General features: G+C 72.1%; 21 protein-coding genes. 4 read left to right on the plus strand and 17 right to left on the minus strand.

All coding sequences use genetic code 11. From position 1 onward, the window contains the following. Positions 1-30 precede the first annotated feature (30 nt). From ACWGJ2_RS15760 to ACWGJ2_RS15775, 4 genes are all read right to left on the minus strand, one after another. A complete protein-coding gene (locus ACWGJ2_RS15760; protein ID WP_453346651.1) occupies positions 31-849 on the minus strand; it encodes a DUF3159 domain-containing protein in 819 nt (272 codons plus the stop codon). Between the two features lie 3 nt (positions 850-852). Next, the gene (locus ACWGJ2_RS15765) at positions 853-1,263 is read right to left on the minus strand and encodes an OB-fold nucleic acid binding domain-containing protein (protein ID WP_453346652.1); all 411 of its coding nucleotides are present in this window, start codon (positions 1,261-1,263) and stop codon (positions 853-855) included. Between the two features lie 100 nt (positions 1,264-1,363). Then, on the minus strand, positions 1,364-2,050 hold the full coding sequence (locus tag ACWGJ2_RS15770) for a response regulator (RefSeq protein ID WP_453346653.1): 687 nt from the start codon (positions 2,048-2,050) through the stop codon (positions 1,364-1,366). Between the two features lie 79 nt (positions 2,051-2,129). Further along, positions 2,130-4,781, minus strand: coding sequence for an ATP-binding protein (locus tag ACWGJ2_RS15775; protein WP_453346654.1), 2,652 nt, complete (start codon positions 4,779-4,781; stop codon positions 2,130-2,132). A 732-nt stretch (positions 4,782-5,513) separates the two neighbouring features. Between ACWGJ2_RS15775 and ACWGJ2_RS15780 the strand changes: the two genes are divergently transcribed. Further along, positions 5,514-6,680, plus strand: coding sequence for a glycoside hydrolase family 88 protein (locus tag ACWGJ2_RS15780; protein WP_453346655.1), 1,167 nt, complete (start codon positions 5,514-5,516; stop codon positions 6,678-6,680). A gap of 61 nt (positions 6,681-6,741) precedes the next feature. On the opposite strand, the gene kdpC is transcribed toward ACWGJ2_RS15780, so the two are convergent. The 7 genes from kdpC to ACWGJ2_RS15815 all read right to left on the minus strand — a co-directional run bounded on the left by kdpC (position 6,742) and on the right by ACWGJ2_RS15815 (position 13,522). Beyond that, positions 6,742-7,368: a potassium-transporting ATPase subunit KdpC gene (gene kdpC, locus ACWGJ2_RS15785; protein WP_453346656.1), complete on the minus strand. Its 627-nt coding sequence runs from the start codon at positions 7,366-7,368 to the stop codon at positions 6,742-6,744. Between the two features lie 5 nt (positions 7,369-7,373). Further along, positions 7,374-9,533 (minus strand): potassium-transporting ATPase subunit KdpB, encoded by a 2,160-nt coding sequence (gene kdpB, locus ACWGJ2_RS15790; protein ID WP_453346657.1) that lies wholly within the window; start codon positions 9,531-9,533, stop codon positions 7,374-7,376. Beyond that, positions 9,533-11,194, minus strand: a complete 1,662-nt coding sequence (gene kdpA, locus ACWGJ2_RS15795) for a potassium-transporting ATPase subunit KdpA (RefSeq protein ID WP_453346658.1) — start codon at positions 11,192-11,194, stop codon at positions 9,533-9,535. Before kdpA ends, kdpB begins: the two co-directional genes overlap by 1 nt. 9 nt (positions 11,195-11,203) lie before the next feature. Next, on the minus strand, positions 11,204-11,293 hold the full coding sequence (kdpF, locus tag ACWGJ2_RS15800) for a K(+)-transporting ATPase subunit F (protein ID WP_453346659.1): 90 nt from the start codon (positions 11,291-11,293) through the stop codon (positions 11,204-11,206). Positions 11,294-11,620: 327 nt separating this feature from the next. Further along, positions 11,621-12,412, minus strand: a complete 792-nt coding sequence (locus tag ACWGJ2_RS15805; RefSeq protein WP_453346660.1) for a DUF3710 domain-containing protein — start codon at positions 12,410-12,412, stop codon at positions 11,621-11,623. A gap of 1 nt (position 12,413) precedes the next feature. Then, positions 12,414-12,932 (minus strand): dUTP diphosphatase, encoded by a 519-nt coding sequence (dut, locus tag ACWGJ2_RS15810; RefSeq protein ID WP_453346661.1) that lies wholly within the window; start codon positions 12,930-12,932, stop codon positions 12,414-12,416. Then, on the minus strand, positions 12,929-13,522 hold the full coding sequence (locus tag ACWGJ2_RS15815) for a PaaI family thioesterase (protein WP_453346662.1): 594 nt from the start codon (positions 13,520-13,522) through the stop codon (positions 12,929-12,931). The genes dut and ACWGJ2_RS15815 overlap by 4 nt, the downstream gene beginning before the upstream one ends. Positions 13,523-13,580: 58 nt before the next feature. Between ACWGJ2_RS15815 and ACWGJ2_RS15820 the strand changes: the two genes are divergently transcribed. Next, positions 13,581-14,045, plus strand: coding sequence for a DUF3093 domain-containing protein (locus ACWGJ2_RS15820; RefSeq protein ID WP_453346663.1), 465 nt, complete (start codon positions 13,581-13,583; stop codon positions 14,043-14,045). A 136-nt stretch (positions 14,046-14,181) separates the two neighbouring features. Here the strand turns inward: ACWGJ2_RS15820 and ACWGJ2_RS15825 are convergent, their stop codons facing one another. The 4 genes from ACWGJ2_RS15825 to ACWGJ2_RS15840 form a co-directional block, all read right to left on the minus strand. Next, a complete protein-coding gene (locus ACWGJ2_RS15825) occupies positions 14,182-15,066 on the minus strand; it encodes a hypothetical protein (RefSeq protein WP_453346664.1) in 885 nt (294 codons plus the stop codon). 20 nt (positions 15,067-15,086) lie between these two features. Then, positions 15,087-15,386, minus strand: a complete 300-nt coding sequence (locus ACWGJ2_RS15830) for a DUF4193 domain-containing protein (protein WP_453346665.1) — start codon at positions 15,384-15,386, stop codon at positions 15,087-15,089. Positions 15,387-15,814: 428 nt separating this feature from the next. Then, entirely contained in the window at positions 15,815-17,038 is a 1,224-nt protein-coding gene (locus ACWGJ2_RS15835) for a sensor histidine kinase (RefSeq protein WP_453346750.1), read from the minus strand. 107 nt (positions 17,039-17,145) lie between these two features. Beyond that, positions 17,146-17,799, minus strand: coding sequence for a response regulator transcription factor (locus ACWGJ2_RS15840; RefSeq protein ID WP_453346666.1), 654 nt, complete (start codon positions 17,797-17,799; stop codon positions 17,146-17,148). 375 nt (positions 17,800-18,174) lie between these two features. On the opposite strand from ACWGJ2_RS15840, the gene ACWGJ2_RS15845 reads away from it, so the two are divergent. Further along, positions 18,175-18,357 carry a hypothetical protein gene (locus tag ACWGJ2_RS15845; RefSeq protein WP_453346667.1) on the plus strand — a complete coding sequence of 61 codons (183 nt, stop codon included), beginning with the start codon at positions 18,175-18,177 and terminating at the stop codon, positions 18,355-18,357. A gap of 256 nt (positions 18,358-18,613) precedes the next feature. Here ACWGJ2_RS15845 and ACWGJ2_RS15850 read toward each other — a convergent pair whose 3' ends face one another. Together ACWGJ2_RS15850 and ACWGJ2_RS15855 are read right to left on the minus strand one after the other, a co-directional pair. Further along, entirely contained in the window at positions 18,614-19,423 is an 810-nt protein-coding gene (locus ACWGJ2_RS15850) for an inositol monophosphatase family protein (protein ID WP_453346668.1), read from the minus strand. Between the two features lie 262 nt (positions 19,424-19,685). Further along, complete coding sequence (locus ACWGJ2_RS15855) at positions 19,686-20,858, minus strand: ferrochelatase (protein WP_453346669.1); 1,173 nt, start codon at positions 20,856-20,858, stop codon at positions 19,686-19,688. Between the two features lie 235 nt (positions 20,859-21,093). On the opposite strand from ACWGJ2_RS15855, the gene ACWGJ2_RS15860 reads away from it, so the two are divergent. Next, a complete protein-coding gene (locus ACWGJ2_RS15860) occupies positions 21,094-22,413 on the plus strand; it encodes a D-arabinono-1,4-lactone oxidase (protein WP_453346670.1) in 1,320 nt (439 codons plus the stop codon). Positions 22,414-22,439 lie beyond the last annotated feature (26 nt).

A 22,439-nucleotide genomic window follows, 5' to 3' on the forward strand; every position in this document is an offset into this window, starting at 1 on the left:
CCCCTCCGCCCCTCCGGGCCCGCGCGGCCGTCAGCGGCGGTGGCGGCCCGGACGGGAGGCCGGGTCGGCGGGCAGAGCCTCGTCCGCCGTCGTACCGGGCGCGGGGGCGCCCCCGCGCTTGGCAGCCTCCTCGGCCTCCTCCGCCGCCTCCATCTCCGCGATGACGTTGATCGGCGGCGGCGCCTTGGCCAGGAAGATCCACGTGAGGTAGACCGCGAGGAGGAAGGGCGGGATCTTCAGCGCGACCGTGACCCAGCCGAACTGCTGGGTGTCGCCCCAGAAGTAGAGCGGGAAGAGCACCGCGCACTTGGCGAGCAGGATGACGCCCCAGGCGTAACTGGCCTTCGTGTACGCCTTCTTGCGGCCCGGGTTGCGCGTGCGCCAGGAGAGGTTCTCCTTGAACACCGGGCCGAGGACCAGCCCCAGCAGCGGTACGCCCGCCACGGAGGTGGCGAGATAGGCGATGGCCAGGCCGAGCGTGTAGAGCATGCCCGGCAGGTAGAAGTCCTTGGCGTTGCCGGTCATCATCGCGAAGAGCACGCCGAAGGCGACTCCGAAGACCCCGCTGAACGCGTGCTTCACGGTGTCCCTGCGGACGAGCCGGACCAGGCCCATCACCGCGGACAGGCCGAGGGCCGTCAGCGCGGCGGCGTGGATGTCCTTGTTGACCGTGTACCAGGCGATGAAGACGAGACCGGGAACCGTGGTCTCCACCAGGCCGCGCACGCCGCCGAACGCCTCGAAGAGGGCGGCTTCCGTGACGGCGTGGGATCCCTGTGCTTCCTGGACTTCCTGGCCGTCCCGCTCACCCGTCTCCGGGTCCGCGGTCGGCTTGTCGAGGGAGGTCACCCGCTACTCCTGTCCGAGGGGTCGCAGCTCGTACTTGGGATTGAACATCACGGGGCGCCCGCGGTTGCTCGCGATGCGTCCCCAAGCGATCAGCTTCCTGCCCGGCTCTATGCCCGCGATGGCGCGACGGCCCAGCCAGACGACGTCCAGCGCCGCCGAGCCGTCGAACAGCTCGGCCTCCAGCGTGGGGACTCCGGCGCGCGGTCGCAGCGTCACCGTGCGCAGTGTGCCGGTGACGCGGACTATCTGGCGGTCGCCGCAGTCACAGATACGGGTGCAGCCCGTGCTGTCCGCGTCCTGCCGCAGCTCCGCTGAGCGCAGATCCTCCTCGGAGGAGGACAGCCGCTCCAGGAAGCGCCGGAAGCGTCCGCCTCCGGCCGGCTCGGCCCTGTCGGCTCGGGTGAGGCCACTCATAACAGCCAGCGTACCCGTGCGGGGGCGTCCCGATCGCCTTCGCCCGTGACCACTCTCTCCGCCCCCTCGGCCCCTCCCCTCTCCGCCTCACTTCTCCGCCTCACCTCTCGAACCGGTACCCCATGCCCGGTTCGGTGACGAAGTGCTTCGGGTGGGCCGGGTCGGCCTCCAGTTTGCGGCGGAGCTGGGCCATGTAGACGCGCAGGTAGTTGGTCTCGGTCCCGTACGAGGGCCCCCAGACCTCCTTCAGCAGCTGCTTCTGGCTCACCAGGCGCCCCGTGTTCCGTACGAGCACCTCCAGCAGGTGCCACTCCGTGGGCGTCAGCCGCACGTCCCTGCCCTCGCGGTGGACCTTCTTGGCGGCCAGGTCGACGCTGAAACCCTCGGTCTCGACGATCCCCTCCTCCCCCGCGGACGGGGCTGCGGGCTCTGCCCTGCGGACGGCGGCGCGCAGCCGCGCGAGGAGTTCGTCCATGCCGAAGGGCTTGGTGACGTAGTCGTCGGCTCCGGCGTCGAGCGCCTCGACCTTCTCGTCGGAGGTCTGCCGGGCCGAGAGGACCAGGATCGGGACCCGGGTCCAGCCGCGGATGCCCCGGATGACGTCGACGCCGTCCATGTCGGGCAGGCCGAGGTCGAGGATGACGACGTCGGGGTGGCGCTCGGCGGCGAGCCGGAGGGCCGTGGCGCCGTCGGGGGCCGCGTCGACCTCGTACTTCCGCGCCTTCAGATTGATCACGAGAGCGCGGACGATCTGCGGCTCGTCATCGACCACGAGCACCCGGTACATGAGTTGTCCTCTCCAGTTTTCGGTCCATCGGCGTGCGCCTGTGCGTGCGCACCCGAGCGGTGGGACGGCGGGACGATGGCTAGCCGACGGGTCCGACAGGTCCGGCGGGCCGCGGATACGGGCGCGGGGCACCGGCCTCGCGCGCACGGCGGGGGTCGGGCGCGCGGCCGTGCGCCGCGCGCAGGGTGAGCACCATCGTCATGCCGCCTCCCGGTGTGTCCTCGGCGTCCAGCGTGCCGCCCATCGCCTCGGCGAAGCCCCTGGCCACGGCGAGCCCGAGGCCCACTCCCGCGCCGCGTGGCGCGTCGCCGTAGCGCTGGAAGGGCTCGAAGATGCGGTCCTTCTCGCTGTCGGGCACCCCGGGGCCTCGGTCGGTGACCCGCAGCTCGACCCGGTCGGCGAGCGCGCTGGCCCGCACGAGGACCTTCTTGCCCTCGGGGCTGTACTTGGCGGCGTTCTCGACGATGTTGGCGACGGTGCGCTCCAGCAGCCCCGGATCGACGGCGACCAGGGGCAGCGCCTCGGCGAGCGCCAGCCCGACGGTGCCCTCGGGCAGCCCCCTGAGTGCCTTGGGGACGACCTCCTCCAGGCTGATCTCGCGGATGAGCGGGGCGAGGGTGCCGGTCTGGAGCCTGGACATGTCCAGGAGGTTGCCCACCAGGTTGTCGAGCCGGTCGGCGCCCTCCTCGATGGCCTCCAGGAGGTCCGCCTCGTCGGCCTCCGACCAGGCCACGTCGTCGGAGCGCAGGGAGCTGACGGACGCCTTGATGGCGGCGAGCGGGGTGCGCAGGTCGTGCGAGACGGCCGCGAGCAGCGCGGTGCGGATGCGGTTGCCCTCGGCCAGCTCGCGGGCCTGGTCGGCCTCGCCCTGGAGCCGCTGCCGGTCCAGCACGCCCGCCGCCTGCGCCGCGAAGGCGGCGAGGACCCGGCGGTCCTCGGCGGGCAGCACCCGCCCGGAGAGCACCAGCATCATGCGGTCGCCGACGGGCATGTCCACGTCGCCGTCCTCGGGGCGTACGAGGGTGCCGCCCGCGCCCTCGCGCGCACCCGTGTCCGGCCCGGCCGCGCCCGCACCCGTGCCCACGCTCCCCACACAGGTCCAGGCCCCGCGGTCGCCCTCGCGCTCCAAGAGGGCCACCGACTCCATGGCGAAGGTCTCGCGCACCCGCTCCAGCAGCGCGTCCAGGGAGTCCTCCCCGCGCAGCACGCTGCCCGCGAGGGCCGAGAGGATCTCGGACTCGGCGCGCAGCCTGGCCGCCTGCTGCGTACGCCGGGCCGCGAGGTCCACGACGGAGGCGACCGCGACGGCGACGCCGAAGAAGACGGCGAGGGAGACGATGTTGCGGCCGTCGCTGATGGTCCAGGTGTGGGTGGGCGTGGTGAAGAAGTAGTTCAGCAGCGCCGAGCAGACCGCGGCCGACGCCAGCGCGGGCAGCAGGCCGCCCACCATCCCGGCGGCGACGGTGAGGACGAGGAAGAGCAGGACGTCGTTGGCGAAGCCGATGCGCGGGTCGAACGCCGTCATCAGCAGCGTCAGCAGCGCCGGGCCGCCGAGCGCGGTGAGCCAGCCCCAGATGACGCGGGAGCGGCCCAGCCGGGTGCCCCGCGCGACGGGCAGACCGCGCCCCTTGGCGACCTCCTCGTGGGTGACGATGTGGACGTCCAGGTCGGGGCCCGAGTCCCGCGCGACGGTCGTGCCCACGCCGGGCCCGAACATGTACTGCCACGTCTTGCGGCGCGAGGAGCCCAGGACTATCTGGGTGGCGTTGACGCCGCGCGCGAAGTCGAGCAGTGCCTCGGGGACGTCGTCGCCGATGACGTGGTGGTAGGTGCCGCCCAGGTCCTCGACCAGGGTGCGCTGGAGGGCCAGCTCCTTCGGGGAGGCCGAGGTCAGGCCGTCGGCGCGGGCGATGTGGACGGCGAGGATCTCGCTGCCCGAGCCCTTCGCCGCCATGCGCGCGGCGCGGCGCACGAGCGTGCGCCCCTCGGGGCCTCCGGTGAGCCCGACGACGATGCGCTCGCGGGCCTGCCAGGTGGAGCGTATGCGGTGGTCGGAGCGGTACTGCTGGAGGTACTCGTCCACCCTGTCGGCCGTCCACAGGAGGGCCAGCTCGCGCAGTGCGGTGAGGTTGCCCGGGCGGAAGTAGTTGGAGAGGGCCGCGTCGATGCGGTCGGGGGCGTAGATGTTGCCGTGCGCCATGCGGCGGCGCAGCGCCTGGGGCGACATGTCGACCAGCTCGATCTGGTCCGCGCGGCGCACCACCTCGTCGGGCACCGTCTCGCGCTGGCGCACACCGGTGATCGACTCGACGACGTCGCCCAGGGACTCCAGATGCTGGATGTTGACCGTGGAGACGACGTCGATCCCCGCGTCCAGGATCTCCTCGACGTCCTGCCAGCGCTTCTCGTGGCGGGCGCCCGGCGCGTTGGTGTGCGCCAGCTCGTCGACGACGGCGGCATCGGGACGGCGCGCGATGACGGCGTCCGTGTCCATCTCGGTGAGCGTGGTGTCGCGGTACGTGTACGTGCGCCGGGGGATCTGCTCCAGACCGTGCAGCATCACCTCGGTGCGGGGGCGGTCGTGGTGCTCGACGAGGCCGACGACGACGTCGGTGCCCCGTTCGAGGCGCCTGTGCGCCTCGGACAGCACCGCGTACGTCTTGCCGACACCGGGTGCCGCCCCGAGATAGATCCGCAGCTTTCCGCGCCGCGGCTGCCGTGCTGACGCCATGCCCTCATTGTCACCGCTGACGGGCGCGCTTCCGGCTCTGGGCGTGCTCGGGGACGTCAGGGTTGCGTATGGATCGCGCGGGCGCGTGGCGCTGCGACGGCGTCGGCGGGGGTGTCCACGGGGGCGGCGTCCGCCGGGGCGGGGCTCTCGCGGCTCTCCTGCGCGGGGACCGGCGCGTCCCCGTCTCCGTCCCCGTCGAAGGCGCGGCGTATCCAGCCCTCCGCCTCGGGGAAGTCGGGGGCTATCAGCCGGGCGTACGACTGCGCTGCGATGAACTCGGCGAAGGAGTGGTGCAGGAAGCGGTAGTCGTCCTCCTCGGTGACCAGCAGCCCCGTTCCCTGGAGGAACTCCGCTACCTCGTTCTCCCAGCCGGGCAGCCGTGGCCGGTCGGCTTCCCGTTCGCGCAGCCACTCCAGCGCTGCCTGGGCCAGGGAGCCCTCGCCCTCCAGGCGGCACCGGCCCAGTACGCCCAGGAGTTCGCGCTTGTGGTCATCGAGCCAGAGGTGGAAGTCGCGGCATTCGGGATCGTCCGCGTAGCGGTGGCGCAGCGCGGTGCGGGCCCTGGAACCGGTGTCGCCGCGACGTGGTCCGCGTACCGGTTCTTCCCAGGTGCCGCGTTCCGCTGCATGATGTCGGGCGCGTCACATGAGAGAACAGCGTTCGCCATACGGAACACGTCACGTCGCTACGGACCGTCATACGGACACGACCCCACTCCGGGAGACGCCTGCCATGAACCGACGCCAACTGCTCCTGCGCGCCACCGCTCTCGCCGCCGCCACACCCCTCGCCACCGCGCCGCACACCCTGGCCGCCGCAGCGGACCGCGCGGCGCCCGTCGCGGCACCCTCCCCCCAACTGCCCTCCCGCGCCCGGATCGTGGAGGCCGTCCGAAGAGCCGCCGACCACTGGACAGCAGCGCACACCGACCCCGGCGACAACAAATGGGCCCGCGCCACCTTCTTCAGCGGCCTGCTGACGCTGTACCGGCTCACCGGCGAGGCCCGCCATCTGCGTTACGCGCGCTCCTGGGCCGAGAAGCACGGCTACGGCCTCAACGGCGGCGTCACCACCCGGCACGCCGACGACCACAACGCGGGCCAGGCGTATCTGGACCTGTACGCGCTCGACGGGGCCCCCGACCCGGCGAAGATCGCCGCGATCGAGGAGTCCCTGCACCGCATGGTGTACACCGACCGGCCGGACAAGAACGACGACTGGTGGTGGGACGACGCGCTGCACATGGCGCTGCCGCCCTTCGTCCGCCTCGGCGAACTGCGCGGCGACCGCGCCTACGCGGAGAAGGGCCACAAGCTCTACACGCACACCAAGAGCGTCCAGGGCGGCCCCGGCCTCCACGACACGGGCTCCGGCCTCTGGTACCGCGACGACCGCTTCCTGCCCGGCGGCATCGTCTCGCCCTCCGGCAGGCCCGTGCTGTGGTCACGGGGCAACGGCTGGGTCACCGGAGCGCACGTCAAGGCCCTCAAGGCGCTGCCGGGCAGCGCGCCGCACACCGACGAGTACCGCGCCACGCTCACCCGGCTCCTCGCCGCCGTACGGGCTGTCCAGCGCGGCGACGGCTTCTGGAACGTCAACCTCGGCGACCCCGCGCACCTGCCGGGCCCCGAGACGAGCGGCACCGCGTTCTTCACCTACGGCACGGCCTACGCCGTACGCGCGGGCCTGCTCCCCCGCGCCGAGTACCTGCCGGTCGCGGCCCGCGCCTGGAACGGGATGGTGGCCACGGCGCTGCACTCCGACGGGTTCCTCGGCTACATACAGGGCGTCGGCGACCGGCCCGAGTCCAGCCAGCCGGTCACCCGCGACACCACGTCCGACTTCGGCGTCGGCGCCTTCCTGCTGGCCGGTACGGAACTGGCCGCGCTGGCCTCCTGACCCGTCGCGGCATCCGTCGCGGCGCGGGCGACCGTGCGGTGCCGCACGGCCGCCCCTTCCCTCACCCCTCGGCGAGCCGCCGCACCGCCAGGTTGAGCTGGAGCACGTTGACGTGCGGCTCGCCGAGGAAGCCCGCCGTGCGGCCCTCGGTGTGCTGGTCGACGAGCCGCTCCACCGCGCCCTCGGAGAGGCCGTTGGCGCGGGCCACGCGGTCGGTCTGGAGGCGCGCGTAGGCGGGCGAGATGTGCGGGTCGATCGCGGAAGCGGAGCCGGTGACCGCGTCCTTGGGCACCTCGGAGGCGGGGACGCCGTTGAAGCGGGCGACCTCGGCCTTCGCCTTCCTGACCGCCTTGACCAGGGTCGGGTCGTCGGCGCCGAGCTGGCTGGAGCCGGTGGCCAGGGGGTCGTAGCCGCTGTGGGAGGGGCGGGGCTGGAACCACTTCGGGTCCGGCTTCCCGTCTTTCCCGTCGCCCTTCCCTCCCTTGTTCCAGGACTGGCCGATCAGCCCGGAGCCGACCTCTTTGCCGTCCTCCTGGATGACAGAGCCGTTGGCCTTGTCGTGGAAGGCGGCCTGCGCCACCCCCGTGACGGCCAGCGGGTACAGCAGTCCGCAGACGACGGTCAGTACGAGCAGCGCGCGCAGCGCGGCCCAGCCCAGCCGGGCGTAGTTCCTCACGGAGACGTTCACTTCGGTCACCCCACACCCGGGATCAGCGTGATGAGCAGGTCGATGAGCTTGATGCCGACGAACGGGGCGACAAGGCCGCCGAGCCCGTAGACGGCGAGGTTGCGCCGCAGCAGCCGGTCAGCGCTGCTCGGCCGGTAGCGCACCCCGCGCAGCGCGAGGGGCACGAGCGCGACGATGACCAGCGCGTTGAAGATCACGGCGGAGAGGATCGCGGACTCGGGCGAGGCGAGCCGCATGATGTTGAGCGTGTCCAGGCCCGGATAGGCGACGGCGAACATGGCCGGGATGATCGCGAAGTATTTGGCGACGTCGTTGGCGATGGAGAACGTCGTCAACGCGCCCCGGGTGATCAGCAGTTGCTTGCCGATCTCCACGATCTCGATGAGCTTGGTCGGGTCGGAGTCCAGGTCCACCATGTTCCCGGCCTCCTTGGCGGCCGAGGTGCCGGTGTTCATGGCGACGCCGACGTCCGCCTGCGCGAGCGCGGGCGCGTCGTTCGTCCCGTCGCCGGTCATCGCGACGAGCCTGCCGCCGGACTGCTCCCGCTTGATGAGGGCCATCTTGTCCTCGGGGGTGGCCTCGGCGAGGAAGTCGTCCACGCCCGCCTCCTGCGCGATGGCCTTCGCCGTCAGCGGGTTGTCCCCCGTGATCATGACGGTGCGGATGCCCATACCGCGCAGTTCGGTGAAGCGCTCGCGCATCCCGTCCTTGACCACGTCCTTGAGGTGGATGACGCCCAGCACCCGCGCGCCGTCCGCGTCCTCGCGGGCGACCAGCAGCGGGGTGCCGCCCGCCTCGGCGATCTCCTCGGCGAGCGTCCGCGCGTCCCCCGCGACGGTGCCGCCGCGCTCGGTGACCCACGCGATGACCGAACCTGCCGCCCCCTTGCGGACCTTGACGCCGTCCAGGTCCACGCCCGACATGCGGGTCTGCGCCGTGAAGGGCACCCACTCGGCGTGCTCCAGCTCGCCCTGGTGACGCTCGCGCAGCCCGTACTCCTCCTTGGCCAGCACGACGACGGAGCGCCCCTCCGGGGTCTCGTCGGCCAGCGAGGAGAGCTGGGCCGCGTCGGCGGTCTCGGCGGCCGTGGCGCCGCGCACGGGCACGAAGGCGGCTGCCCTGCGGTTGCCGAGCGTGATGGTGCCCGTCTTGTCCAGCAGCAGCGTGGACACGTCGCCCGCCGCCTCGACGGCGCGGCCCGACGTGGCCAGCACATTGCGCTGCACGAGCCGGTCCATGCCCGCGATGCCGATGGCCGAGAGCAGCGCGCCGATCGTGGTGGGGATCAGGCAGACGAGCAGTGCGGCGAGGACGACGAGGGACTGCTCGGCGCCCGCGTAGACCGCGAAGGGCTGGAGGGTGACCACGGCCATCAGGAAGATGACGGTGAGCGAGGCCAGCAGGATGTTCAGCGCGATCTCGTTCGGCGTCTTCTGCCGCGCGGCGCCCTCCACCAGGGAGATCATCCGGTCGATGAACGTCTCGCCGGGCCGTGTGGTGATCCGTACGACGATCCGGTCCGAGAGCACCTTCGTGCCGCCCGTGACGGCCGAGCGGTCGCCGCCCGACTCGCGGACGACGGGGGCCGACTCGCCCGTGATCGCGGACTCGTCGACGGAGGCGACGCCCTCGACGACGTCGCCGTCACCGGGGACGATGTCGCCCGCCTCGCACACCACGAGGTCGCCTACGCGCAGTTCGGTGCCCGCGACGGTCTCCTCGGTGCCGTCACCGGGAGCGGTACCGGTGCCGGACCCGCCCTCGGCCCCGCCCGTGAGACGGCGCGCGACCGCGTCGGTCCTGGCCCGGCGCAGCGTGTCGGCCTGCGCCTTGCCGCGCCCCTCGGCCACGGCCTCGGCGAGGTTGGCGAACAGCACCGTCAGCCACAGCCAGGCCGTGATGACCCAGCCGAACCAGTCGCCCGGGTCCGTCACCGCCAGCCCGGTCGTGACGACCGAGCCGACCTCGACCACGAACATGACGGGCGACTTCACCATCACGCGCGGGTCGAGCTTGCGCAGCGCGTCGGGCAGCGACCGCAGCAGTTGCGCCGGGTCGAACAGCCCGCCGCCGACGGCTCCGCCCGAGCCGCGCCGGCCTCCGCCCGTGGACGGCGCCTCGTGCGCGTCCTCCGGTGCGGGACGTACGGGGGTCGTGGTGCTCATCAGGAGAGTCCTTCCGCGAGCGGCCCGAGCGCGAGGGCCGGGAAGAAGGTGAGACCGGCGATGATCAGGACGGCCCCGACCAGCAGCCCGGTGAACAGGGGTTTCTCGGTGCGCAGCGTCCCGGCCGTGGCGGGCACGGGCGTCTGCCGGGCCAGCGACCCGGCCAGGGCCAGCACGAACACCATCGGCAGGAAGCGGCCGAGCAGCATGCACAGCCCGATGGTGGTGTTGAAGAACGGGGTGTCGGCGCCGAACCCGGCGAAGGCGCTGCCGTTGTTGTTGGAGCCGGACACATAGGCGTAGAGCACCTCGGAGAAGCCGTGCGGGCCGACGTTGGTCATCGCCTTCTCGCCGTCGGGGAGCGCCATCGCGAGGGCCGTGCCGCCGAGGGCGAGCGCGGGCGTGACGAGGAGGTAGCAGGCCGCGAACTTGATCTCGCGGGTGCCGAGCTTCTTGCCCAGGTACTCGGGTGTACGGCCCACCATCAGCCCGGCGACGAAGACCGCGATCACGGCCATGACGAGCATCCCGTAGAGGCCGGAGCCGACTCCTCCGGGCGCGATCTCGCCCAGCATCATCCCGAGCAGGGTGACGCCGCCGCCGAACGCGGTGAAGGAGTCATGGAAGGAGTTCACGGCCCCCGTCGACGTCATCGTCGTCGAGACGGCGAACAGCGAGGAGGAGCCCTCCCCGAAGCGCTGTTCCTTGCCCTCCATGGCGCCGCCCGCGAGCTGGGCCGCCGCGCCGGGGTGCGCGTACTCCGCGACGGTCACCGCGACGACCCCGGCGAACCAGATGACGCCCATGGCCGCGACGATCGCGTAGCCCTGCTTGACGCTCCCGACCATCTTGCCGAAGGTGCGCGGCAGCGAGAACGGGATCAGCAGGATGAGGAAGATCTCCAGCAGGTTGGAGAAGCCGTTGGGGTTCTCGAAGGGGTGCGCCGAGTTGGCGTTGTAGAAGCCGCCGCCGTTGGTGCCCAGCTCCTTGATGGCCTCCTGCGATGCCACGGCACCGCCGGTGAGGTGCTGGGTGCCGCCGGAGACGGTGGAGATCTCGTGGGGCCCGGCGAAGTTCTGCACGGCGCCCGTTGCCACCAGCACGACCGCGGCGACGAAGGCGACGGGCAGCAGGACACGGACCACGCCGCGCGTCAGGTCGGCCCAGAAATTGCCCAGTTCACCGGTGCGGGCGCGGGCGAAACCGCGCACGAGCGCGACGGCGACGGCCATGCCGACGGCGGCCGACACGAAGTTCTGCACCGCGAGCCCGGCCGTCTGGGCGAGGTGGCCCATGGCCGACTCGCCCGCGTACGACTGCCAGTTGGTGTTGGAGACGAAGGACGCGGCGGTGTTGAACGCCTGGTCGGGCGAGATGGGCGCGAAGCCCAGTGACAGCGGCAGCACGTCCTGGAAGCGCTGCACCGCGTACAAGAACAGCACGCCGACCAGCGAGAAGGCCAGCACGCCGCGCAGATAGGCGGGCCAGCGCATCTGCGCTTCGGGGTCGGCGCCGACGCAGCGGTAGATCCAGCGCTCGACGCGCAGATGGCGGGGGGAACTGTAGACGGCGGCCATGTAGTCGCCGAACGGGCGGTGCGCCAGGGCGAGCGCGGCGACGAGCGCGGACACCTGGAGCACATTCGCGGTGACGGGGTTCATGAGGGCCGCTCAGAACCTCTCCGGGAAGACCAGGGCGAGGGCGAGGTAGCCCAGCAGGGCGACGGCCACGACGAGGCCGACGACGTTCTCGGCACTCACAGCTTGTCCACTCCCTTGGCGATGAGGACCACGAGCGCGAACACCGCGACCGTGGCGGCGACGAAGGCCAGATCGGCCATCGCGGACTCCTAGGTGATGTCGTAGTTGCTGACGTCACCCAGGAGAACCCCTGTTCAGGGCACACGCGCCGTTCGTTGACGCCCCCCATACGCGCGGGTGGGCGCTCTTGACGGTCCTCATACGAGGGAAGTGGCAGGGCCCACACAAAAGCCGCTGGGCGGCTCCCCTGGAGGGAGCCGCCCAGCGACTGGAGCGCGAACCGCCTGGTGGCGGCGTTTCAGTGAGCCTCGGCCCGACGGGGCCGGTCTAGCGGACCTCGGAGATCTCCGGGCCGCGCTGGAGCTTGTCGAGGCCGCCCGCGAAGCGGGAGCCCTCCTCGACGGTCTCCTGCTGGACACCGTCGGGCACCATCTGCGCGTCGTCCGGGAGCTTCAGGACGATCGGGTCACGGGGCGCCATCGGCGCGTCGCCGCGCACGATGACCGTGTCGCGGAAGATCTGCTCCAGCAGCCCCGCGGTCTTCGGGTTCACCGCGCCCTGGCCCGAGATGACCCCGCGCAGGAACCAGCGCGGGCCGTCCACGCCGATGAAGCGCACGACCTGCACGCCGTTCGTGCCGTCGGGAAGCTGCACCGGCACCTGGGCGCGCAGCTCCCAGCCGAGCGGGCCCTCGGTCTCGTCGATGACGCCACCCTGCTGGGTGATGCCCGAGGCGATCTCCTCGCGCACCTCGTCCCAGATGCCCTCGCGCTTGGGCGCAGCGAACGCCTGGAGCTGGACGGCGCTGTCCTGGAGGACGATGGTGGCCGCGACGATCGCGTCGCCCGCGACCTCGACCCGCAGTTCCATGCCCTCGACGCCGGGCACGTACAGGCCGCCGAGGTTGACCCGGCCCGTGCTGGGCTCGGTGACCTCGGTCAGGTCCCAGGGGCCGTCGGGGCGGGGAGCGGGCGGCAGCTTCACGCGCTTCTCCTCGCCGCTGTCGGCGGCGGCCTTCGCGCTGTCCTCCGTGCTGTCCTCGGCGCCCTGTGCCGTCTCGAACTCGTCCGAGGCGCCCGGCTCAGGCTCTTCGCTCTTCTTGCGACGACGTCCGAACACGTCACTGTCCTCTCAGGTCGGAATGCCGGTCGGCACCGACCGGAACGTATTCATTCTGCTGTGCGGCTGCCGCGTGGCCGCCCGTGGAGCCGAATCCCCCTGCGGCCCGCGCCGAGCCGGGCAGCTCCTCCACCTCGTGGAAGCGCACGTTCTCCACCTGCTGGACGACGAGTTGGGCGATCCGGTCGAACCGCTCGAACCGCACGGACTCGCGCGGATCGAGATTGGCCACGATCACCTTGATCTCTCCACGGTACCCGGCATCCACCGTTCCAGGTGCATTCGGAAGGGATACTCCGCAGCGCGCTGCGAGCCCGGAACGGGGGTGCACGAAGGCCGCGTAACCCTCCGGGAGCGCGATCGAGACGCCCGTGGGCAGCACCGTCCGCTCACCGGGCGCCAGCTCGGCGGGCTCCGTCGTGACGAGGTCGCAGCCCGCGTCGCCGGGGCGCGCGTAGGAGGGCACGGGCACCTCGGGGTCGAGGCGGCGCAGCAGGACGTCGACGGGGGCTCTGGTCACGGGTTCACCTCGAAGGCGCGGGCGCGGCGTACCTGGTCGGGGTCGGACATGGCGGCCTGGATCTCCTCGTTCCGCCCGTTGTCCAGGAAGTGCTCGACCTTCACCTCGATGAAGACGGCATCGGCCCGCACCGCGACGGGCCCCTCGGGGCCTCCGATACGGCCCGTGGCCGAGCAGTAGATCTTCCGTCCGTGCACACCGGTCACCCTGGCGTCCAGATGCAGCACCGTATCGACGGGAACCGGAGCTACGAACTCCGTCTCCAGGCGTCCCGTCACCGCGATCACGTGCATCAGCCAGCCGAGGGAGCCCAGCGTCTCGTCCAGGGCCGTGGCCAGCACGCCTCCGTGGGCGAGCCCCGGCGCTCCCTGGTGCGCGGTCCTGACGGTGAACTCCGCCGTCACGTTCACGCCCTCGCCCGCGCGCGCCTCCAGGTGCAGGCCGTGCGGCTGCTCGCCGCCGCAGCCGAAACACTGTGCGTAGTGGGAGCCGAGAAGTTCCCCGGGCGCGGGCGCCTCGGGGTGGCGGACCGGTGCGACGGCGTCGTCGGGCGGTACCAGAGGGGTCTTCGAAGGTTGGGCAGCACTCACGTGTGCAGACCCTACCGCCGTGAAGGGCGCCCCGAGGCGACGTGCCAAGCTTGATGCCATGGTTCCTCCGGTCACGCCGTACGACGAACGTCTCACCGCGCCCCGTTCCTGGTGGCTCCTCGTCGCCCTGGTGGGCGTCGCCATGGCGCTGACCCTGCTGCCCTTCGGCACGCTGCCGATGCTCGGCGGCCTGGTGGCGGGCGCCGCCGTGTGCGCGGTGCTCGTCAGCGCGTACGGCTCGGTGCGGGTGCGGGTCGTGGCCGGTTCGCTGGTCGCGGGGGACGCGCGCATCCCGGTCACGGCGCTGGGCGAGGCGCACGCGCTGGACGCGGAGGAGACGCGGGCCTGGCGCACGTACAAGGCGGACCCCCGCGCGCACATGGTGCTGCGCAGCTATGTGCCGACCGCGGTCCGGATCGAGGTCACGGACCCGTCCGATCCGACGCCCTATGTGTACGTCTCCACGCGCGAGCCCGAGCGGCTGATCAGCGCGCTGGCGTCGGAGCGCGAGGCGGCGGCCTGAGAGCGGGGCCCGGTCCGCGCGGCTCCGGGCACTCTGTGCGGGCGGTGTCGCGGTACGGGCCCTGTGCGGGCGTGTGAGGCGCCGGTGGCTCCGGGTGAAGGCCAGGGAGGGGCGTGGCCCCTCCGCCTCCTGGGAGTCAGTTCTCCGGGCGCTGGGAGGGCGGCAGGCCCTTGGCGCGGCGGCCCTCGACGGACCGGCTGGAGCGGCGGCCCTTGGCGGGGGGCTCGGTGCCCTGCGGCAGCGCCTCCCACGGGACGGCCGTGCCTCTGAGGTCCGCCCTGACCTTGTCCGCGACCTTCTTCGTGTCGCGCCGGTTCATCACGGCGCCGACCGTGGCGCCGACCATGAAGGGCGCGAGGCTGGGGAGGTTGCGGAAGGTGCGTTTCATGATCTGCTGGCGCAGTTCGCGCTTCATCTGGCCGCCCAGCGCCGCGTTCAGCGAGGTGGGCTTGCCGATGTCGATGCCGCGCTCGGAGGTCCAAGCGCCCAGATACGCCTGGGTCCGCTGGGGAAGCGTGCCGGGCGCCCTGCGGCCGTAGACCTCGTGCAGCTCCGCGATGAGCTTCAGCTCCACGGAGGCGACGCCGACGATCTCCGCCGCGAGTTCGGCGGGCATCGCGGGCGGTACGGGGAGCATCGCCGCCGCGCCGACCCCGGCGCCCACCGTCGCCGAGCTGTTCATCGCCCCGGCCACCAGCTTGTCCGCGATCTCCTCGGGCCCGAGCCCGGGGAACTGGCGGCGCAGCGTCTCCAGATCGCGTACGGGGATGCGGGGCGCCGTCTCGATGAGGCGGTCCGCGATGACGCCGAAGAAGGCGCGCACCTTCCCGCTCCTGCTGGACCTGCCGAGCCGGTCCCCCGCGTCCTCCGGGGCGCTGCTCTCCGTTGCCGCCCCACCACGGGTCGCCGCCCCACCACGGCGTCCGCGCAGCCGCGAGAGTCCGCGGCTGCGCTCTTGTGCCGGCACGAGCGAGGACGGCTGGTCGGGCTCGCCCCGCTCGTCGTCACGTGCGTCGTCCACCGCCACCGACGGCTTCCCGGTCAGGCCGCGCAGTCGCGGCAGATCGGCTGGCCGTTCTTCTCGTCAGCGAGCTGCGAGCGGTGGTGCACGAGGAAGCAGCTCATGCAGGTGAACTCGTCCTGCTGCCTGGGCAGCACCCGGACGGACAGCTCCTCGTTGGAGAGATCCGCGCCGGGGAGTTCCAGGCCCTCGGCCTGCTCGAACTCGTCCACATCGACGTTGGACGCGGACTTGTCGTTCCTCCTGGCCTTCAGCTCCTCGATGCTGTCTTCATTGACATCGTCATCGGTCTTGCGTGGGGTGTCGTAATCCGTTGCCATTTCGCTCTCCCCCTCTGGGTGTCTGCGGTGTCTCAGCGCACGTAACGCGTGAGAGGCCGGACTTGTGCCCGACCTGAGGCGGAGATTTTGCCTCACATCAAGGTCTGTTACTCAATCGACACCCAACCGCACCCCTGAAGAGGTGATCGCGTCGGCTGTCGAGGAGAACCATAGACGCCCACTGGTCGCGCTTCGCGCACACCATCTCGGGTACTGCCCATGATCTCCACCTGCGGAAACCTGGATTTACCCGGATTTCTTCCCACTATGCGATCACCCTGCGTACACCGCTGGAAAATAGCGTGTGTGATCGATCACAAGGCTTTCGAAGGGGACCCGGGCCGGAAAAAATTCCGCACAGAGCGAACTTTTCGCGGCCCGTTCCGGGCCTCCGGAGCCGGTTTCCTGGCTTCCGGAGCCGGATGATCTCAGACGGGCAAGGAGACCCGCATCAGGAGCCCCCCTTCTTCGCGAGGCTCCGCCGTGACCGTGCCGCCGTGCGCGCGGGCCACGGAGCGGACGATCGAGAGGCCCAGACCGACGCCCTTGTCGCTGCCCGTGCGGTCGCTGCGCAGCCGTCTGAAGGGCTCGAAGAGGTTGTCGATCTCGTAGGCGGGGACGGCGGGCCCGGTGTTCTCCACCGTCAGGACCGCCTGCCCCGGCTGCGCGTACGTGCTGACAGAGACCCATCCGCTCTCCCGCAGGTTGTAGCGCACGGCGTTCTGCACCAGGTTCAGTGCGACGCGCTCCAGGAGTACCCCGTTGCCCTGCACATAGGCGGGCTGCCGGACACCGCGCAGCTCGACGCCCTTCGTCTGTGCCTCCCCGCGCGTCTGCTCGACGGCCTGGCCCGCCACCTCGGAGAGGTCCACGGGCTTGCGGTCCACGATCTCGTTCTCGCTGCGCGCGAGCAGCAACAGGCCCTCCACCAGCTGCTCGCTGCGCTCGTTCGTCGCCAGCAGCGTCTTGCCGAGCTGGTGCAGCTCGGGGGACGCGTCCGGGTCGGCGAGCTGGACCTCCAGCAGTGTGCGGTTGATCGCCAGCGGCGTCCGCAGCTCGTGCGAGGCGTTGGCGACGAAGCGCTGCTGGGCCGTGAAGGCGCGGTCCAGGCGGTCCAGCATCTCATCGAAGGTGTCCGACAGCTCCTTCAGCTCGTCGTCCGGGCCCTCCAGCTCGATCCGCTTGTGCAGATCCGAGCCCGCGACCTGGCGCGCTGTACGGGTGATGCGGCCGAGCGGCGCCAGCACGCGGCCCGCCATCACGTACCCGAAGGCGAAGGCGGCCACCGCGAGCCCCAGCAGGGCCAGCAGGGAGCGCCGCAGGAGCTGGTCCAGGGCGAGGGCGCGCTGGGTGTCCGTGCAGTCCGCGAGGCGCTGCATGAAGACCTCGCTGGGCAGCGTGCCCGTCAGCCCCGGGCAGGAGTCCGAGGTGAGCTGCGCGTTGGCGTTGAGGATGCGGAAGGGGAGCTGGCTGCCCTCGTGCAGCGCCTGGGCGGCCAGCAGATAGATGATCGTGAGCAGGACCATGCCCGCGATGAGGAACATGCCGCCGTAGAGCAGCGTGAGCCTTATGCGGATCGTGGGCCGCAGCCAGGGGTACGGGCGGGAGGGCTCGCGCGGGTCCCAGGTGGGCTTGGGCGGGGCCGCGCGCACCTGGGTGTGCCCGTTGGCGGGCTGCGCGGTCTGCCCGGCAGCCGGAGGGCCGTCGGGGGCCGGGGGCCGCTGGGGCCCGGCGGGCGAGGTGGAGGCTGCCACGGCGATCAGATCCGGTATCCGGCGCCGGGAACAGTGACGATCACCGGGGGCTCACCGAGCTTGCGGCGCAGCGTCATCACGGTGACCCGGACGACGTTGGTGAACGGGTCCGTGTTCTCGTCCCACGCCTTCTCCAGCAGCTGCTCCGCCGAGATGACGGTGCCCTCGCCGCGCATGAGCACCTCCAGGACGGCGAACTCCTTGGGCGCGAGCTGGATCTCCTTGCCGTCGCGGAAGACCTCGCGGCGGTTGGGGTCCAGCTTGATGCCCGCGCGCTCCAGCACGGGCGGCAGGGCGGTGGTCGTGCGCCGCCCCAGTGCCCTGACCCGGGCGATCAGCTCGGAGAAGGCGAAGGGCTTGGGGAGATAGTCGTCGGCGCCGATCTCCAGGCCCTCGACGCGGTCGCTGACATCCCCGGAGGCGGTGAGCATGAGCACCCGTGTCGGCATCCCCAGATCGACGATCTTGCGGCAGACGTCGTCACCGTGCACGAGGGGGAGATCGCGGTCGAGCACGACGACGTCATAGTCGTTGATGTCGATGCGCTCCTGGGCCGCGGCGCCGTCGTAGACCACGTCGACCGCCATGGCCTCCCGGCGGAGGCCGGTCGCCACGGCATCGGCGAGTAGCTGCTCGTCCTCGACGACGAGTACGCGCACTGCGCTGTCCTTCCCTCGGTGTGGTGTGGGGGCGCCACCGCGTGCGCGGCCGTGTACGGGGGGTTCCGGCTGGTGACCGGGGCGGCCACGCACGGGGGGTGTCGCCCTCCATCCTGCCCCGAAGCTCGATAAATCGGCTGTAAGGGCCCTGCCGCCGCGGGGATTCTCGGATTTTTCAGGGGCGTTGAGGTTTCCCTGAGATTCGTGGTGGGGAGGACGAGTGCACACCCCGAGATCACGCCCTCCAGGCGGCATGCCTCGCCAGCCGCACCACAGTTGCCCCCGGGCAGCGCAGCAGGGACCACGCCGTGACCGGGACCGACCGGAACCCTCGGCACATCCCCGTGCCACCGACCCACGACGAGGGGGCGCACCATGGACGCGTTCACCGCAGGGCTGCTGCAACGCATAAGGAACACCGAGTCCGAAATGCACCACGCGCGCGAGTCGGGCGACGACTTCCTCGCGGAGGTCGAGCAGGCCGAGCTGGAAGATCTGCACCGCCTCGCCGCCGAGCACGGCGTCCAGGTCGGCAGCAGCGCCACCGCTCCGGCCTGACGAAGCCCCCCCAGGGCCCCGACGAGGCCCTGGCCCACCCACCTCACGTTTCCCCGCTCCGTACGCGCCCCGTCCGTGACCCGATGAGGTCCGGCACGGCGCGAGCGGCGGGCCCCGTATGTCGCCGGGCCCCTGGAGATATCTCCAGGGGCCCGGTCGCATGCCCGCGTACGGCCCGGAGCCCGGGGACGGGCGGGGCCCCGGACGCCGTCGTCAGCCGTCAGTCGTCAGCCGTCAGCCGTCAGTCGTCCGCCGTTCAGTCGTGCCAGGCGCCCAGGTCGTCCAGGAGCGGCTGGAGGGAGCCGAAGACGCCGGGGGACGCCGCGACGGTCAGCTCGTTGCCCGGCGCCTCGCCCGGACGGCCGCCCGTGAGGGCCCCGGCCTCGCGTGCGACGAGGTCGCCGGCCGCCAGGTCCCAGTGGTTCAGCCCGCGCTCGTAGAAGCCGTCGAGCCGCCCGGCGCCGACGTCGCACAGGTCGATCGCCGCCGATCCCGAGCGCCGGATGTCGCGGACGCGCGGGACGATCTGCCGCACCGTCTCTGCCTGCGCCACGCGGCGCTCGGCGAGATAGCCGAAGCCCGTGCCGATCAGGGCCTGGTCGAGCGGCGGCGAGGGGCGGCACTGGATCGGCTTGGCGTTGAGGAAGGCCCCGTGGCCCAGTGCGGCGCGGAACGTCTCGCCGCGAGGGGGCGACTCGACGACGCCGACCACCGCCTCGCCCTCGTACTCGGCCGCGATGGAGACGGCCCAGTTGGGCAGTCCGTAGAGGTAGTTCACGGTGCCGTCGAGCGGGTCGATGACCCAGCGGACACCGCTGCTGCCCTCGGAGGAGGCGCCCTCCTCCCCCAGGAAGCCATCGTCGGGGCGGCGCTCGGAGAGATAGCCGGTGATCAGCTTCTCCGAGGCGAGGTCCATCTCGGTCACGACGTCGACGGCGCTGGTCTTGGTGGCGGCGACGCCGAGGTCGTCGGGTCGCCCGTCGCGCAGGAGGACACCGGCCCGGTGGGCCGCCTCCAGGGCGAGTTCGAGGAGTTCGGCCTTCAACTGGTCGAGCTGGTCGCTCACGTCTCTCCTTGCTCGATCGTCGTACTGCTCGGGCTCGGTGCTCGGGCTCGGTGCGGGTCTGTCGTGGTGCTCGTGGCGGGCAGGGGGACGGCGGAGGTGTGGTGCGAAGGGGACGCGCGGGGCGGCCGGGGTCACCGGGACCGCCCGTCCTCCGCCTTCCCCCGCTGGCCCCGCGCAACCGCGCGGGGCCCCGGAGCCGCGCGTGCGCGCCCGGCACGCGGCGCGCGGCTCGCCCGGAGGTGACGGGCGGCCAACCGGGGGGTTACGCGTACGGGCTGTCAGCGCCCGCCGCCGCGGGCTTGGGCGTGCGCGCGGGGCAGCAGCCGACGGGGCACAGGTCGTGGCTCGGGCCGAGGGCGCCGAGCGCGCAGCGCCGTGGGTCGCCGCCGCGCTCGGCCGCGGCCCGCTCCACCGTCAGCTCGCGCACGGCGGCGGCGAAGCGCGGGTCGGCACCGACCGTCGCGGACCTGGCCACGGGCAGGCCCAGCTCGCGGGCCTTGTCGGTGGCCTCCGTGTCCAGGTCGTAGAGGACCTCCATGTGGTCGGAGACGAAGCCGATGGGGACCATCACGGCCGCGGGCACGCCCTGCCCGTGCAGCTCCTCCAGGTGGTCGCAGATGTCCGGCTCCAGCCAGGGGACGTGCGGGGGGCCGCTGCGGGACTGGTAGACGAGCTTCCAGGGGCGCTCCACGCCGGTGCGCTCCCGTACCGCGTCGGCGACGAGCCGCGCCACGTCCAGGTGCTGTGCCACGTAGGCGCCGCCGTCGCCGTGGGCCTCCACAGGGCCCGAGGTGTCGGCGGCGGCGACGGGGATGGAGTGGGTGGTGAAGGCCAGGTGCGCGGTGTCGCGGACCTCGGCGGGGAGGCGGCCGAGCGCGTCCAGCACGCCCTCGGTCATCGGCCCGACGAAGCCCGGGTGGTTGAAGTAGTGCCGCAGCTTGTCGACGTGCGGCGGCGTGATGCCCTCGGCCTCCAGCGTGGCCAGGGCCTCGGCGAGGTTCTCGCGGTACTGGCGGCAGCCCGAGTAGGAGGCGTAGGCGCTCGTCGCGAGCACGAGGACGCGCTCACGCCCTTCGCGGGCCAGCTCACGGAGGGTGTCGGTGAGGTACGGCGCCCAGTTGCGGTTGCCCCAGTAGACGGGGAGGTCCACTCCGTGGTCCGCGAAGTCCTTGCGGAGGGCGTCCAGCAGCTCGCGGTTCTGCTGGTTGATGGGGCTGACGCCGCCGAACAGGAAGTAGTGCTGTCCGACCTCCTCCAGGCGCTCGCGCGGGATGCCCCGCCCGCGGGTGACGTTCTCCAGGAACGGCACGACGTCCTCGGGCCCTTCGGGGCCGCCGAAGGAGAGCAGCAGCAGGGCGTCGTAGGGACGGACATCGGGGGGACCCGCCAGGCCGCGCGGGTCCGCGGGGTCGCTGGCTTCGAGCGCATCGGACATATCTCCGATCCTGCCATCCGTCACGGGAAACCGGCGGTCGGGCTCCCGTCCGTGCGCCGGGTGGCCGTGGGCGGCTCCGCCGGACGGCCACGCGGGAGCCTGACGACGGCCGTGGACGGTCCCGACGGTGGCCGTGGGCGGTCCTGCCGGTCACGGGCGGGTGAGCCGTGAGTATGATCCCCCACCAACTGGCCGGGCTCCGCCCGGTACCGGCGGCGAGAGGGGACGGTCGTTGATGAGCGTGCAGCCGATGAGCAGCCGGGTCACCTGGCGCAACTGGGCCCGGAACGTCGCCGTCCGCCCCGTGCGCACCAGCGCCCCCTCCACCACCGCCGCGCTGGCCGAGGTCGTGCGCAGGGCCGCAGAGGACGGGCTCACCGTGAAGGCGGCGGGCTCCGGGCACTCCTTCACGGGCGTGGCCGCGACGGACGGCGTGCTCATCCGCCCCGACCGGCTCACCGGCATCCGGTCCGTCGACCGCGCGGCCGGGACGGTCACCGTGGCCGCTGGAACCCCGCTGAAGCGCCTCAACGAGGCCCTGGCGGCGCAGGGCCTGTCGCTGACGAACATGGGCGACATCATGGAGCAGACCGTCTCGGGCGCCGTGAGCACCGGCACGCACGGGACGGGGCGCGAGTCGGCCTCGCTGGCCGCGCAGATCACGGGCCTGGAGCTGGTGCTCGCCGACGGCTCCGTGACGCGCTGCTCCGCCGACGAGAACCCGGACGTCTTCGCCGCCGCGCGGCTGGGGCTCGGGGCCCTGGGCGTGATCAGCGAGGTCACCTTCGCCGTGGAGCCCGCCTTCCTGCTCCACGCGCGCGAGGAGCCCATGCCCTTCGCACAGGTCGTGAGCGAGTTCGATCAACTCGTGGCCGAGAACGAGCACTTCGAGTTCTACTGGTTCCCGCACACGGACGGCTGCAACACCAAGCGCAACAACCGCAGCGCCGGACCGGCGCGCCCGCTGCCCCGGGTGCGCGGCTGGGTGGACGACGAGCTGCTGTCCAACGGCGTCTTCCAGGCGGCCTGCTCACTGGGCAAGCGGGCCCCGGCCACGGTTCCCTCCGTCGCCAGGATCTCCAGCAGGGCCCTGTCGGCCCGCACGTACACCGACATCCCCTACCGGGTCTTCACCTCGCCCCGCCGGGTGCGCTTCGTGGAGATGGAGTACGCGCTGCCGCGCGAGGCGGCGATGGACGCGCTGCGCGAGCTGAAGGCCCTGGTGGCGCGCTCCGGGTTCCGGGTCAGCTTTCCCGTCGAGATACGGACGGCGCCCGCCGACGACATACCACTGTCCACGGCGAGCGGCAGGGAGACCGCGTACATCGCGGTCCATATGTACCGGGGCACGCCGCACGAGGCGTACTTCACCGCCGCCGAGCGGATCATGACGGCGCACGGCGGACGGCCGCACTGGGGGAAGCTGCACTCGCGCGACGCGGAGTACCTCGCCGACGTGTATCCGCGCTTCGCCGAGTTCACCGCGCTGCGCGACCGGCTCGACCCGGACCGCCTCTTCGGCAACGACTACCTGCGCCGGGTCCTGGGCGCGTGAGCGCGTGAGGCGCGTCAGGCGCATGA

It is taken from the genome of Streptomyces sp. NPDC054796 (genome assembly GCF_053611545.1).

What these genes read in the sequence shown, in the direction of transcription:
- ACWGJ2_RS15765 (WP_453346652.1), bottom strand. Translation starts at nt 1,263, where the DNA reads ATGAGTGGCCTCACCCGAGCCGACAGGGCCGAGCCGGCCGGAGGCGGA.
- ACWGJ2_RS15770 (WP_453346653.1), bottom strand. Translation starts at nt 2,050, where the DNA reads ATGTACCGGGTGCTCGTGGTCGATGACGAGCCGCAGATCGTCCGCGCT.
- ACWGJ2_RS15775 (WP_453346654.1), bottom strand. Translation starts at nt 4,781, where the DNA reads ATGGCGTCAGCACGGCAGCCGCGGCGCGGAAAGCTGCGGATCTATCTC.
- ACWGJ2_RS15780 (WP_453346655.1), top strand. Translation starts at nt 5,514, where the DNA reads ATGAACCGACGCCAACTGCTCCTGCGCGCCACCGCTCTCGCCGCCGCC.
- kdpB (WP_453346657.1), bottom strand. Translation starts at nt 9,533, where the DNA reads ATGAGCACCACGACCCCCGTACGTCCCGCACCGGAGGACGCGCACGAG.
- kdpA (WP_453346658.1), bottom strand. Translation starts at nt 11,194, where the DNA reads ATGAACCCCGTCACCGCGAATGTGCTCCAGGTGTCCGCGCTCGTCGCC.
- ACWGJ2_RS15820 (WP_453346663.1), top strand. Translation starts at nt 13,581, where the DNA reads ATGGTTCCTCCGGTCACGCCGTACGACGAACGTCTCACCGCGCCCCGT.
- ACWGJ2_RS15830 (WP_453346665.1), bottom strand. Translation starts at nt 15,386, where the DNA reads ATGGCAACGGATTACGACACCCCACGCAAGACCGATGACGATGTCAAT.
- ACWGJ2_RS15845 (WP_453346667.1), top strand. Translation starts at nt 18,175, where the DNA reads ATGGACGCGTTCACCGCAGGGCTGCTGCAACGCATAAGGAACACCGAG.
- ACWGJ2_RS15855 (WP_453346669.1), bottom strand. Translation starts at nt 20,858, where the DNA reads ATGTCCGATGCGCTCGAAGCCAGCGACCCCGCGGACCCGCGCGGCCTG.
- ACWGJ2_RS15860 (WP_453346670.1), top strand. Translation starts at nt 21,094, where the DNA reads ATGAGCGTGCAGCCGATGAGCAGCCGGGTCACCTGGCGCAACTGGGCC.